Below are 12319 nucleotides of genomic sequence, written 5' to 3'. Positions count from 1 at the left end.
GGCGGATTCCTCTTCGTCGTAGTTCTTCGTCGTAGTTCTAGGAAGCAACCGCGGCGGCGCTCTCGCGCAGGCTGCGGCCGGTGAGAGTGAGGAAAACGTCGTCGAGAGTCGGCCTGGTGATGTCGGCAGTGACTGCGCGGGCGCCGCGGGCATCGGCTTCACGCAGCAATACCGGAAGCGTCGAATCACCCTCGCCGGCACGGATACTCACCGAGCTTGCCTCGACCGTGACGTCACGCACAGTGACAAGTTGCTCGGCCACCGACGCCGCGATGGCGGCCGCTTCGGCGTTGTCGAACGTGAGCAACAAATGATCTCCGGCAAGATCGGCCTTGAGTGCGGCAGCGGTGTTGTCCGCGATGACAGTGCCTTCGTCGATGACGATGACCCGCTCTGCCATCGAATCCGCTTCTTCGAGGTAGTGCGTGGTCAGCACGATCGTGGTGCCCATCTCGCGCCGCAACCGCAGGATGTGGTCCCAGAGGTTGGCCCGACTCTGCGGGTCCATGCCCGTGGTCGGCTCGTCGAGGAACAGGAGTGGTGGGCGATGGACCAGGCCCAGAGCGATATCGAGCCGCCGTCGCTGCCCGCCGGACAGCGTACTGACCTTTCGAGTACCCAATTCGGTGAGTTCGAGATCACGCAGCAATTCGTCGGCCCGGACCTGCGAGTCGCCCTTGGGCATTCCGTAGCACAACCCCTGCGTCACCAACTCGTCGCGAACCCGCTGGTTGTGGCCGGCTCCGTTCCCCTGTCCGACGTATCCGAGGCTGGAGCGCACCTCGTTTCGTGCCGCAGCGATGTCGAATCCTGCGATCCGCGCAGTACCGGAAGTGGGCTCGAGCAAGGTGGTCAGCATGCGCAACGTCGTCGATTTTCCGGCACCGTTCGGCCCAAGCAAGGCAACCAACTCGCCCTCCGCTACGTCAAGAGTGACTCCCTTGACCGCTTCCACGAGCTTCTTGCCCTGGGCGAAGTGCTTGGTGAGCTCCTTCGTCTCGATCATCGGTCTGCCGTCGTTGATGCGACTCATGATGTGCCCCAATTTCTTCTCGACTGGTCGGATGAGGACCAACCTAAATTCAATTGAGGACGCATTGGGTCCTAAATGTTTGGCAGACTTCTTGCCATGAAGGAGACATCGGCTCGCCTACTGCGGTTGCTGTCACTGCTCCAGACACGTCGAGACTGGTCCGGTGCCGAACTCGCAGACAAGCTCGCGATCACCCCGCGCACAGTCAGACGTGACGTGGACCGCCTCCGCGATCTCGGCTACCCGGTCGACGCGACGGTCGGCGTCGGCGGTGGATATCGCTTGGGAGCGGGCGCGGAGATGCCCCCGCTACAGCTCGATGACGAAGAAGTGCTCGCGGTGGCGCTCTCTTTGCAGTCCGGAGCGACCGGCTCTGTGGTCGGCATCGGCGAGGCTTCGATGCGCGCGCTGGCGAAGCTGCGGCAGATCATGCCGTCGAGGCTGCGACACCGTCTGGAGTCGCTGTCGATCGACGTCGTGCCACGCGAGCCCGCCGCGAGCGCAGTCGATGCGTCGGTACTGTCCGCCATCGCGTCCGTATGCCACAACCACGAGCGTTTGAGATTCGACTACAGCACTCACGACGGCACCCAGAGCCGACGCGAGGTGGAACCGTACAGGCTCGTGCGGTCGGGCGTTCGGTGGTATCTGGTGGCTTGGGATCTATCTCGCGAAGACTGGCGGTCGTTCCGCGTCGACCGGATGGAACCCAAGATTCCCACCGGTCCGCGGTTCACGCCGCGGGAACTACCAGCCGGTGGTGCGGCAGACTTCGTTTCGCGCGGCGTCGCCCGGGCTTATTCCTCCACGCGCGCAACAGTTCTACTGCATGCACCCATCGAGCAGATAGCGCCCATGGTCAGTGAGCAGTGGGGATCAGTGGAGTCCACCGACGAAGGGCGTTGCGTCATAGTGCTTTCGGGCACTTCCCTACGGTCGATCGCAATGTGGCTCAGGGCTTTCGACGTCGATTTCACCGTTGTGAATCCACCCGAACTCCGCGAGGAATGCCGCGCGATCGCAGCAGAAACCGCAGTGGCCGCTCAGCGTTATCTCGATGCGTGAGAGCACTTTTCACCCAAAATGCAACAAGACCCCAACTCCGAAGAGTTGGGGTCTTGTCAGTACGTCATGCGTCGGTTGCCCGACTCACATGGACGTCTTAGACGATGGTAACGCCGGTGGCCTGCGGGCCCTTGTTGCCCTGACCGATCTCGAACGCCACGCGCTGGTTCTCCTCGAGAGTGCGGAAGCCGCCACTCTGGATCTCGGAGTAGTGAACGAAGACGTCAGCACTGCCGTCTTCGGGAGCGATGAAGCCGAACCCCTTCTCGGAGTTGAACCACTTCACGATGCCCTCTGCCATGTAAATCTCCTCTAACACAGTGTCAACAGGCAGTCGCTTCGACCGCCCGGGTCACTTACTACGACCGTTCTGAGACAAATCCGTGGAGGATGTCCAAACGCTCGCAACCTAACCATTTGCGAGCGTGGAAACACAAACACAAACACTTACGACCAACACAAGTAGACCACACATCCGCCCTGTTGTCTTCCCTGAGGCCTTCGTCACTGCCCAACCCGTTGACAGACATACCCCCTGGGGGTACCTTCAGTCCCAGGGAGATACCTACACCGGGTATCCGTAAAATGAGTTTTACACAAGCGAAGGGATCTGCGATGACCACCGCCGAATACACCGTTTCCGGAATGACCTGCGGACACTGCGTCGGATCCGTCAAGGAAGAGATCGGCAACATCGCGGGCGTAACCGCGGTGGATGTCGAATTGGCGAGCGGACGCGTCGTTGTCACCAGCGATGCCCCCGTCTCCGCAGCCGACGTCGTCGCAGCAGTCGACGAAGCCGGCTACGCAGTCGTACCAAGCTGAGTCAGCCGTGCGCACCTCGACAACACTTGCCACCTACGCCGTAGGGTTGGTCGCCGTCTTCGGCGCCGCCCTCGGCGTGGGGGCCGCAATCGGAAGCCCGATAGACATGTCCACTACCCAGCACAGCACTCACGAATCAACCGCTGAATCGATGCCAGGCATGGATTCGGCGACACCCGCAGGGCTCGAAGTCTCTTCCGGCGGATACACACTCACCGACGTGACCGCACCCGGTCGAGCTGGGGAGCCGGGAACCTTGACCTTCCGGATTCTCGACAGCACCAACAAGCCCGTCGTCGATTTCGACCTCCTGCACGAGAAGAAGCTCCACCTCATCGTCGTCCGAAACGACACCAGCGAATTCCGCCACGTACATCCTTCTCTCGCCGCAGACGGCACCTGGTCGATCGACTGGACCTGGCCCGTCGCCGGCACCTACCGAGTCTTCGCGGACTTCGATCCCACCGACGGCACCCAACTGACACTCGGCCGAAACTTCGACGTGGCAGGCGAATTCACTCCTGCGCCGCTGCCCGCGAAGAGCGCGACCGCAACCGTCGACGGATACACCGTGACTCTCGACGGTGATCTGACCACTGCCGGCGGCCCGATCACGCTGAGCGTTGCTCGCGACGGAGCCCCGGTCACCGATCTCGATCCGTACCTCGGTGCCTACGGTCATCTTGTTGCGCTTCGCACCGGCGACCTCGCCTACCTGCACGTTCACCCCGAGGGTGAACCGGGCGACGGCGTCACTTCTCCCGGTCCTGACGTTTCCTTCCACGCACAGGCGCCGAGCGAAGGCACATACCGACTGTTCCTCGACTTCCAGCACGAGGGCGTGGTTCGCACCGCCGAATTCACTGTTGATGCAGGCACTTCCGCCGCTTCAGTTCCAGACAATCACGAGGGAGGGCACTGATGACGTCACCGACTGCGGTCGACAATGCTGCCAACTCGAGCAGCGTCGAACTCGCGATCACCGGAATGACCTGCGCCTCCTGCGCGTCACGAATCGAGAAGAAGCTCAACAAGATCGACGGCGTCACAGCCACCGTCAACTACGCGACGGAAAAAGCCAAGGTCACCTTCCCGGACGGGGTACCCGTCGAAGATTTGGTCACTGCCGTCGAGAATGCCGGTTACGCTGCCGCGCTCCCGAAACCGCCCAGCGCGCCAGACACCGTCGACCCGGATGCGGAAACCCCGCAGGATCGTGATCTGCGCGAGCTTCGTACCCGCCTGATCATCTCGACTCTGCTCTCCGTGCCGGTCATCGCGATGGCGATGATTCCTGCGTTGCAGTTCGACAACTGGCAGTGGCTCTCCCTCACGCTGGCCGCACCGGTCATCGTGTGGGCGGCCCTTCCCTTCCACCGGGCTGCCTGGGTCAACCTGCGTCACGGCGCCGCAACGATGGACACGCTCATCTCGCTGGGCACCATCGCAGCGTTCGTCTGGTCGCTCTACGCACTGTTCTTCGGCACCGCGGGCGAAGCGGGAATGAAACACGCGTTCAGACTGACGGTCGACCGGATGGACGGCAGCGCCAACATCTACCTCGAGGTTGCCGCGGGCGTCATCACGTTCGTGCTCGCCGGACGCTACTTCGAGCACAAGTCCAAGCGCACGTCCGGCGCCGCACTACGCGCGCTCATGGAACTCGGTGCAAAAGACGTCGCGGTACTGCGAAACGGCGTCGAAGTACGAATCCCCGCCGAAGAACTGGCAGCGGGCGACTCCTTCATCGTTCGGCCCGGCGAGAAGATCGCCACCGACGGCATCATCACCGAAGGCCGCTCAGCCGTCGACATGAGCATGTTGACCGGCGAATCCGTGCCGGAGGAAGTCGGTGTCGGAGACACCGTCGTCGGGGCCACCGTCAACGTCGGTGGAACGTTGACCGTCGAGGCCACCCGAGTCGGGAGCGACACCCAACTCGCCCAGATGGCGGCGCTGGTCGAAGACGCACAGAACGGCAAGGCCGAAGTTCAGCGCCTCGCCGATCGAATCGCCGGCATCTTCGTACCGGTCGTCATCGCGATTGCCGTTGCGACACTGGGCTACTGGCTCGGTACCGGCAACCCCATCGAGATGGCATTCACCGCTGCGGTCGCCGTCCTGATCATCGCGTGCCCCTGTGCTCTCGGATTGGCAACGCCCACAGCTCTGTTGGTGGGCACCGGCCGCGGAGCCCAGATGGGAATCCTCATCAAGGGACCCGAGGTGCTCGAATCGACGCGCGCAGTCGACACCGTCGTGCTCGACAAGACGGGAACCGTCACCACCGGTCAGATGACATTGCTGGACACCGTCGTGGGCGAAGGAACAACCGTCGACGAGGTGCTTCGGCTGGCCGGCGCCCTCGAACATCGCTCCGAGCACCCCATCGCCGCAGCGATCGCGAAGGGTGCGACCGAAGCCGTGGGCGAATTGCCTGCCGTCGAGGATTTCGTGAACGTCGCCGGTCGCGGCGTGCAGGGAATGGTCGACGGTCATGCCGTTGTCGCCGGCCGAGACGCGCTGCTCGCCGACTGGTCGATGCCGTTGCCGGAAAATCTCCGTGACGCGAAAGCTGAAGCAGAGAAGGCCGGGCGGACCGCAATCGCGGTGGGCTGGGACGGCAAGGCGCACGGCATCCTCGTAATCGCCGACGCGGTCAAGGACACGAGCGCCGAAGCAATCGCGCAGTTGAAGGCACTCGGCCTCGAACCGGTTCTGCTGACCGGCGACAACGCCACCGTTGCCCGCACCGTGGCGGATCAGGTCGGGATCAGCACCGTCTTCGCCGAGGTCATGCCGGCGGACAAGGTCGACGCCGTCAAGAAGCTGCAGGCGGAAGGACGCGTCGTAGCCATGGTCGGCGACGGCGTGAACGACGCGGCGGCCCTGGCTCAGGCCGATCTCGGTCTGGCGATGGGCACGGGTACCGACGTTGCGATCGAGGCCAGCGACATCACCCTGGTGCGAGGTGACCTGCGGTCGGCAGCCGATGCAATTCGACTGTCCCGCAAGACGCTCAAGACCATCAAGGGCAACCTGTTCTGGGCATTCGCCTACAACACGGCTGCGATCCCGCTGGCTGCGGCCGGCCTGCTCAACCCGATGCTCGCTGGTGCCGCAATGGCATTCAGCAGTGTGTTCGTGGTGAGCAACAGCCTGAGGTTGCGGCGGTTCAAGTAAGGGGGCAAGCCCCTGTGCGCGGTTAGGGAGTCCCTGCACTCCTTAACCGCGCACGGGGCTATTCGCCTCCAGCCAGCCGAACGAAGGCTGCTGCGTCGAGCATCTCGCCACGCGTCTGTGGCTCGATGCCGGCAGCGAGGAGCCGTCGCTCGGCCTCGGCAGGCGAACCTGCCCACCCGCTGAGCGCGGCACGCAAAGTCTTGCGGCGCTGCGCGAATGCGGCGTCGATCGCCGCAAAAACCTGCTTGCGGTGTTTCTCGTCCATCGGCCACGGCGGCTCCGCGTACCGATCGATACGAACCAGTCCGGATTCCACCTTCGGCACCGGCCAGAACACGTTGCGTCCGACGGCACCGGCGCGGCGAACCTCGCCGAAGAAGTTGGCCTTGACGCTGGGAACGCCGTAGATCTTGCTTCCCGGATCAGCCGCCAGGCGATCGGCAACCTCGGCTTGCACCATCACGAGTGCGGTCCGCAAACTCGGAAGCGACGCGAACAGATGCAACAGCACCGGCACCGCCACGTTGTACGGCAGGTTCGCGACAAGCGCGGTCGGCTCGCCGGGAATCTGTGAAGGCAGCACACGCATCGCGTCCGCTTCGACGACGGTCAGTCGATCGGCCAACTCCGGCGCTCGCTCGGCCACCGTCTTCGGGAGGCGAGCCGCGAGGTTGGGATCGATCTCGACCGCGATCACACGATCGACGACGTCCATCAGCGCCATCGTCAGCGAACCGAGACCCGGCCCCACCTCGAGAACGACATCGTCACGAGTGACGCCTGCCGTGGTGACGATGCGTCGCACGGTATTGGCGTCGTGAACGAAGTTCTGCCCCAACTGTTTCGTGGGCCGGACACCGAATTCCTCGGCAAGAGCGCGCACCTCGACCGGACCGAGCAGGGCTGCCTGCCCGCGCGGAGTAGCGATGGGTTCGTTCGATTGTTCGGCGTCTGACACCAGTAGAACTTATCCCAGTCCGAGGCGACCCGAGCACGACGGCCATGCGCCCCAGCCCTGAGTGCGCTGCGTTTGCGTCGCGATCGCGATCTGCTCTTCACGGGTTGCGAGGTCGGCGCGAGGCGCATACTTCAACCCGCCCTGCCGTTCCCACGTGTTCTGGTCGAACTGCACGCCGCCGTAGAAACCGTTGCCGGTGTTGATAGCCCAGTTGCCGGTGGCCTCGCACTGTGCGAGCGCGTCCCACGTCGAACCGTTCTCCACGGGCGGCACCTCGGTGCCCGGCTTCGTTCCCACGCGCACGACCTTCGGCTGCGCCGGTGTGGTGATCGTCTCCGATACCTGTGTACGTCCGGCCTCGACACCGTTGACGAGATTCACGGCGAACGTCACGTCACGCACGCCGGGAACGCCCGGGTTCTCGACGATCGTGCGACTCTGGTTCATCGTCGGATCCTCGATGCGCTGATCCGGCGGATCGAGCGGCAAGGTCTCGACTTTGTTCTCGGTGCGGTTGCGCGTCACCGTGACCTCGAGGCCCTCGGTCAGCGGAGCGTCGGCGGCGGGAACCACCGTGTCCGACTGCTCGAGCGGAGTGCCGTTGGCCGTAAGGAACTCGCCCACCGTCGGTGCCGCGATACGCACGTCGGCCGCCGCGTTTGCGCCGTCGACCAGTTTTGCGACGACCGGTGTCAAGACGTCGAGCGCGGCGCCGTCGAGCGGGAGACGCTGCGAGCGCGACGCCGACACGTGCACATCCGCTGAGACATCCAACTGCTTGAGCGCGTCGTCGACGGTCAAGGCAGTGGTCCAGAGCTTCTGTGGCTGACCGTCGACCGTCAGCGTGATCTCACGAGCACGACGGAGCACCACGGTGTCGCCGTCGGACAGCGACGCGTCGGCCGCGGGAGCAACCGCGTCCTTGTCACCGATCGGGTAACCCGCGTCCTCGAGAGCGCCGTCGACGTTGGTCGACATGGTGCTCAGGTGAATCTGCTCACCGTCGACGTCGAGAGTGATGGTCTTGTGCCGGACGACGGCCAGAACGCCACCCACGAGAACCGTCAGGAGAAGAGCGGCAATCGCCGAGTACAACAACGGCGACCTGGTCGAGTTGATCTTGGCGAACGGTGACATGGGTTCCTGAGTTCTGTGTGGAGTGTCGGCGCGTCAGCGCAGGCCCAATTTGCTGGTGCAGGACGGCCACGCACCCCAGCCCTGACCGGCGCGGACCTTCTCGCCGATCGCGATCTGCTGTTCACGTGATGCGAGGTCGGCGCGCGCTGCGTACTGACCGCCGCCGAATGCTTCCCAGGTGCTCTGGGTGAACTGAAGTCCTCCGTAGAAACCGTTGCCCGTGTTGATGGCCCAGTTTCCGGTCGCTTCGCACTGAGCAATGGAGTCCCACGTCGACGCGTTGGACACAGCGGGCGCGGACGTCTGCTTGGTTCCGACCTTCACCACTGCTGCGACCGGTTCCTTGATCACGGTCGCGGACAGTTCGGTTCGTCCAGCCTCGACGCCGTTGACGGTCTTGACCTCGACGGTGGCCGTGCGCTCGCCGGCAACACCCGGGTTTTCGACGACGGTCTTGTCCTTCTCGAGCTCGGGATCTTCGACCTTGTTCTCGGGCGGCGCGATCGGCTGCGTCTCGACGCGAGTGTCCGTGCGGTCGCGGGTGACCTGAATTGTCAAGCCGTTGGTAACGGGTGTGTCAGCGGTGGGAACCACCGAGTCGGCCTGCTCGAGCGGCGCATTCTTGGCCGCGAGAAGATCACCGACGGTTACGGCGGCGAGCTTGATCTCGGCCGCCGGAGCACCACCGTCGCTGACGCTGACGGTCTTCGGGCTGACGACGTCGAGCTCGGTGCGTTCGAGGGGCAGACGATGCGAGCGCGAAGCCGAGACTGCGAAGTCGTCGGAAACATCTACCTGCTTCAATGCCTCGTCGACCGTCAATGCGGTGGTCCAGATGGTCGTCGGCTGACCGTCCACGGTCAGCGCCAACTCACGGGCACGGCGCAGTACGACGGTATCGCCGTCGGACAGCGAGGAATCGGCGCTCGGAGCGAGCGCGTCCTTGGGATCGACCGGGTATCCGGCGTCCTCGAGAGCTGTACCGACGCTGCTCGACATCGTGGACAGCGAAATCATGTCGCCGTCGACGTCGAGGGTGATCGTCTTGTGCCGAACCACGGCGAGCGCACCTCCGACGATGAGCGTCAGAAGCAACGCACCCACCACTGAATAGAGAAGTGGTGACTTCGTGGAGTTGATCTTGGCAAAAGGCGACACAGGAAATCCCAAGGCAGACGACGTTCGATCACAATACGGTAACGACCGAGCGTTGCATCGGCAACCAAATCACAACGAAATGCGACTTTTGTCACGGAACGGCAACGGCGTGTCGTGTGTTCTGCACTTTCCGGCTCCGATACCCGTGTATCGATTCAGCTCTGGGCGCAGTATGTTCTCGTCTGGTTCAAAGCAGTCCGGCGATCCCGGGCGCGACAGAAGAAAGCTGGGCGATAGTGCGAAGAAGATTCGACAGACCACGTAATGCCAGGTGGCCGATCCTGGCCATCCTGCTGGCGCTGATCGCAGCGCTGTTCGCCCCCGGAATCGCGAGCGCGCAACCCGGTCGCACCTACACGATCGCCACCGATCTGACATTCGCCCCGTTCGAATTCGAGAACGAAGACGGCAAACTCGTCGGCATCGACATCGATCTCCTCAACGCGATCGCCGAGGACCAAGGTTTCAAGGTCGACATCAAGCAGCTCGGCTTCGACGCTGCGCTTCAGGCCGTGCAGGCCGGGCAGGCCGACGGCGTCATCGCCGGCATGTCCATCACCGACGCCCGCAAGCAGGTTTTCGACTTCTCCGACCCGTACTTCGAGTCGGGCGTGCAGATGGCGGTCCTCGAGACCGACAACGACGTGAAGGCGTACGAGGATCTGAAGGGCAAGCGCGTCGCCGTCAAGAACGGCACCGAGGGCGCCAGCTTCGCCGAGTCCATCAAGGACCAATACGGCTTCACCACAGTCTATTTCGCCGACTCCGCCAGCATGTACGACGAGGTCCGCACCGGAAACTCCGTCGCAGTCTTCGACGACTACCCCGTCCTCGCCTACGGCATCACTCAGGGCAACGGCCTCAAGACGGTCACCGAAAAAGAGGTGGGTGCGAGCTACGGCTTCGCAGTCAACAAGGGCCAGAACGCCGAACTGCTCCAGATGTTCAATGCTGGACTGCAGAACCTGCGCGACGACGGCCAGTACGACGAAATCGTCTCGACCTACCTCGGCCAGGGCGCGTCGACGTCGGACAACTCCATCATCGGCTTGATCAAGAGCACCTATCCCCAGCTCCTCAAGGGCCTGTGGTTGACGATCGTTCTCTCGGTCGTCTCGATCGCGATCGCTCTGGTCCTGGGTGCGATCTTCGGTCTCTGCCGCGTGTCCACCAACATGTTCGTCCGAGGTATAGGCACGACCTACGTCGACATCTTCCGCGGCACACCGCTGTTGGTGCAGGCGTTCTTCATCTACTTCGGCATCCCGGCAGCCCTGCATTTCCAGATGTCCGCCTTCACCGCAGGCATCATCACGCTATCGCTCAACGCCGGCGCGTACATGGCTGAAATCGTCCGCGGCGGCATCTTGTCCGTCGACAAGGGACAGATGGAGGCGTCACGAAGCCTGGGCATCAGCTACATGAAGTCGATGCGAAAAGTCATCATGCCGCAGGCAATTCGCACGATGATCCCGTCGTACATCAACCAGTTCGTCATCACCCTCAAGGACACGTCGATCCTGTCGGTCATCGGACTCGCCGAGCTCACTCAGACAGGGCGCATCATCATCGCGCGCAACTTCCAGTCGTTCAACATGTGGCTGATCATCGGCGTCATGTACTTCATCATCATCATGGCGCTCACCAAGCTGTCGAACCGCCTCGAGAAGAGGATCAACAAGTGACCGAAACAGCCGTCAACATGGGCAAGTCCGACACCGAGGTCAAGATTTCGGTCAAGGGACTGAAGAAGTCGTTCGGCGACAACGAGGTCCTCAAAGGCCTCGACGTCGACATCAAGAGCGGTGAAGTGGTCTGCGTCATCGGGCCTTCCGGTTCGGGTAAGTCCACCTTCCTGCGCTGCCTCAACCGCCTCGAAGACATCACCGCCGGCTCCGTGCGCGTCGACCAGTTCGACCTCACGAACAAGGACGTCGACATCGACAAGGTGCGCCAGCACATCGGGATGGTGTTCCAGCACTTCAACCTGTTCCCACACATGAGCGTCGTCGAAAACGTGATGCTCGCCCCGGTGCAGACCGGGCGATCGACCAAGGATCAGGCTCGCGAGATCGCCGTCAAACTGCTCGGCCAGGTCGGTCTCGCGGAGAAGGCAGATGCCAAGCCCGCCAGCCTGTCCGGTGGGCAGAAGCAACGCGTGGCCATTGCCCGCGCACTGGCGATGAGCCCGGACATCATGCTCTTCGACGAGGCCACCAGCGCTCTCGACCCGGAGATGGTGGGAGAGGTTCTGCAGGTGCTTCGTGACCTCGCCAAGCAGGGCATGACCATGGTCGTCGTAACCCACGAAATGGGCTTCGCCCGTGAGGTTTCCGATCGAGTCATCTTCATGGCCGATGGATACATCGTCGAAGAAGGCAAGCCGGAGAACCTGTTCGGCAACCCCCAGCAGCAGCGCACCCAGGACTTCCTGGCGAAGGTCCTGTAGGGGCAAGCCCCCTGTGCGCCTTTTTGGTAGTGGGGACTACCGGAAAGGCGCACGGGTGGTGGCCAATTCGACAACCAGCCCGGTCTCGATCCGATTCTGCGGCTCGAAGTCGAAGTCGCCGAACCTTCGGAACCACCGAGGACTGGCCTCGACCCTTCGATAGTTCTCACTACCTGCGACGGGCAACCACATGCGTGGACTTCCGACCTCTGCGTAGGTCGTCGTCACCACGAGAATCCCGAGCACCACACCCGTGGTCACGACTCCAGACGCCGGCATCCCGCCGTGAACCCAACCGTCGAACGCGTCGTCCTGCGATCGCGGTGCCAATGTCCACGAGCATGATTCACCGACCACCGGAAACGGCCCGCAGCACTCGACTTCGACCGCGTCGACATGAACGCTGACGATCTGGACCGAAGAGTCGACCGGCGTCGGCTCAGCGAAGCTGTGCGCCTTCATTCCCTCCCGGGATTCGAAAAATTCGCCGCGCTCGAGCCGGATCGCGAGG

At 63.1% G+C, this 12319-nt stretch carries 12 protein-coding genes; 6 read left to right on the top strand and 6 right to left on the bottom strand.

The window, feature by feature from the left end; translation table 11 throughout:
• Nucleotides 1-37 precede the first annotated feature (37 nt).
• Nucleotides 38-1033: an ABC transporter ATP-binding protein gene (locus QM596_RS07975; protein WP_283308598.1), complete on the bottom strand. Its 996-nt coding sequence runs from the start codon at nucleotides 1031-1033 to the stop codon at nucleotides 38-40.
• A gap of 96 nt (nucleotides 1034-1129) precedes the next feature.
• Here QM596_RS07975 and QM596_RS07970 point away from each other — a divergent pair, with 96 nt between their 5' ends.
• A complete protein-coding gene (locus QM596_RS07970; protein ID WP_060939755.1) occupies nucleotides 1130-2098 on the top strand; it encodes a helix-turn-helix transcriptional regulator in 969 nt (322 codons plus the stop codon).
• A 97-nt stretch (nucleotides 2099-2195) separates the two neighbouring features.
• Here QM596_RS07970 and QM596_RS07965 read toward each other — a convergent pair whose 3' ends face one another.
• Nucleotides 2196-2399: a cold-shock protein gene (locus QM596_RS07965; protein ID WP_003946232.1), complete on the bottom strand. Its 204-nt coding sequence runs from the start codon at nucleotides 2397-2399 to the stop codon at nucleotides 2196-2198.
• A 314-nt stretch (nucleotides 2400-2713) separates the two neighbouring features.
• On the opposite strand from QM596_RS07965, the gene QM596_RS07960 reads away from it, so the two are divergent.
• Genes QM596_RS07960 through QM596_RS07950 form a run of 3 tightly spaced genes read left to right on the top strand, consistent with a single transcriptional unit; the run spans nucleotide 2714 to nucleotide 6106 of the window.
• Nucleotides 2714-2923, top strand: coding sequence for a heavy-metal-associated domain-containing protein (locus QM596_RS07960; protein WP_003946267.1), 210 nt, complete (start codon nucleotides 2714-2716; stop codon nucleotides 2921-2923).
• A 7-nt stretch (nucleotides 2924-2930) separates the two neighbouring features.
• Complete coding sequence (locus QM596_RS07955) at nucleotides 2931-3845, top strand: DUF8832 domain-containing protein (protein WP_020908605.1); 915 nt, start codon at nucleotides 2931-2933, stop codon at nucleotides 3843-3845.
• Entirely contained in the window at nucleotides 3845-6106 is a 2262-nt protein-coding gene (locus QM596_RS07950; RefSeq protein WP_151531999.1) for a heavy metal translocating P-type ATPase, read from the top strand. Before QM596_RS07955 ends, QM596_RS07950 begins: the two co-directional genes overlap by 1 nt.
• A 58-nt stretch (nucleotides 6107-6164) precedes the next feature.
• Here the strand turns inward: QM596_RS07950 and rsmA are convergent, their stop codons facing one another.
• Genes rsmA through QM596_RS07935 form a run of 3 tightly spaced genes read right to left on the bottom strand, consistent with a single transcriptional unit; the run spans nucleotide 6165 to nucleotide 9359 of the window.
• Nucleotides 6165-7064, bottom strand: coding sequence for a 16S rRNA (adenine(1518)-N(6)/adenine(1519)-N(6))-dimethyltransferase RsmA (rsmA, locus tag QM596_RS07945; protein ID WP_003946263.1), 900 nt, complete (start codon nucleotides 7062-7064; stop codon nucleotides 6165-6167).
• A 9-nt stretch (nucleotides 7065-7073) separates the two neighbouring features.
• Entirely contained in the window at nucleotides 7074-8201 is a 1128-nt protein-coding gene (locus QM596_RS07940) for a resuscitation-promoting factor (RefSeq protein WP_020908607.1), read from the bottom strand.
• A 33-nt stretch (nucleotides 8202-8234) separates the two neighbouring features.
• On the bottom strand, nucleotides 8235-9359 hold the full coding sequence (locus QM596_RS07935; RefSeq protein ID WP_019744700.1) for a resuscitation-promoting factor: 1125 nt from the start codon (nucleotides 9357-9359) through the stop codon (nucleotides 8235-8237).
• Between the two features lie 236 nt (nucleotides 9360-9595).
• On the opposite strand from QM596_RS07935, the gene QM596_RS07930 reads away from it, so the two are divergent.
• Nucleotides 9596-11044, top strand: a complete 1449-nt coding sequence (locus QM596_RS07930) for an amino acid ABC transporter substrate-binding protein/permease (RefSeq protein WP_019744701.1) — start codon at nucleotides 9596-9598, stop codon at nucleotides 11042-11044.
• Nucleotides 11041-11808: an amino acid ABC transporter ATP-binding protein gene (locus tag QM596_RS07925; RefSeq protein ID WP_019744702.1), complete on the top strand. Its 768-nt coding sequence runs from the start codon at nucleotides 11041-11043 to the stop codon at nucleotides 11806-11808. The genes QM596_RS07930 and QM596_RS07925 overlap by 4 nt, the downstream gene beginning before the upstream one ends.
• Nucleotides 11809-11844: 36 nt before the next feature.
• On the opposite strand, the gene QM596_RS07920 is transcribed toward QM596_RS07925, so the two are convergent.
• Complete coding sequence (locus QM596_RS07920; protein WP_113683217.1) at nucleotides 11845-12270, bottom strand: DUF6578 domain-containing protein; 426 nt, start codon at nucleotides 12268-12270, stop codon at nucleotides 11845-11847.
• Between the last annotated feature and the right edge of the window lie 49 nt (nucleotides 12271-12319).

Origin of the sequence: Rhodococcus sp. IEGM 1406, from assembly GCF_030056745.1 — a bacterium.
Classification (GTDB): Bacteria; Actinomycetota; Actinomycetes; order Mycobacteriales; family Mycobacteriaceae; genus Rhodococcus_F; species Rhodococcus_F erythropolis.
Note: the sequence above shows the minus strand (reverse complement) of the source record. Positions and strands in the feature narration are given on the sequence as shown.

Excerpts from the sequence above, each read along its gene's own strand:
- QM596_RS07940 (WP_020908607.1), bottom strand. The coding sequence starts at position 8,201 with ATGTCACCGTTCGCCAAGATCAACTCGACCAGGTCGCCGTTGTTGTAC.
- QM596_RS07965 (WP_003946232.1), bottom strand. The coding sequence starts at position 2,399 with ATGGCAGAGGGCATCGTGAAGTGGTTCAACTCCGAGAAGGGGTTCGGC.
- QM596_RS07920 (WP_113683217.1), bottom strand. The coding sequence starts at position 12,270 with ATGAAGGCGCACAGCTTCGCTGAGCCGACGCCGGTCGACTCTTCGGTC.
- QM596_RS07960 (WP_003946267.1), top strand. The coding sequence starts at position 2,714 with ATGACCACCGCCGAATACACCGTTTCCGGAATGACCTGCGGACACTGC.
- QM596_RS07975 (WP_283308598.1), bottom strand. The coding sequence starts at position 1,033 with ATGAGTCGCATCAACGACGGCAGACCGATGATCGAGACGAAGGAGCTC.
- QM596_RS07950 (WP_151531999.1), top strand. The coding sequence starts at position 3,845 with ATGACGTCACCGACTGCGGTCGACAATGCTGCCAACTCGAGCAGCGTC.
- QM596_RS07970 (WP_060939755.1), top strand. The coding sequence starts at position 1,130 with ATGAAGGAGACATCGGCTCGCCTACTGCGGTTGCTGTCACTGCTCCAG.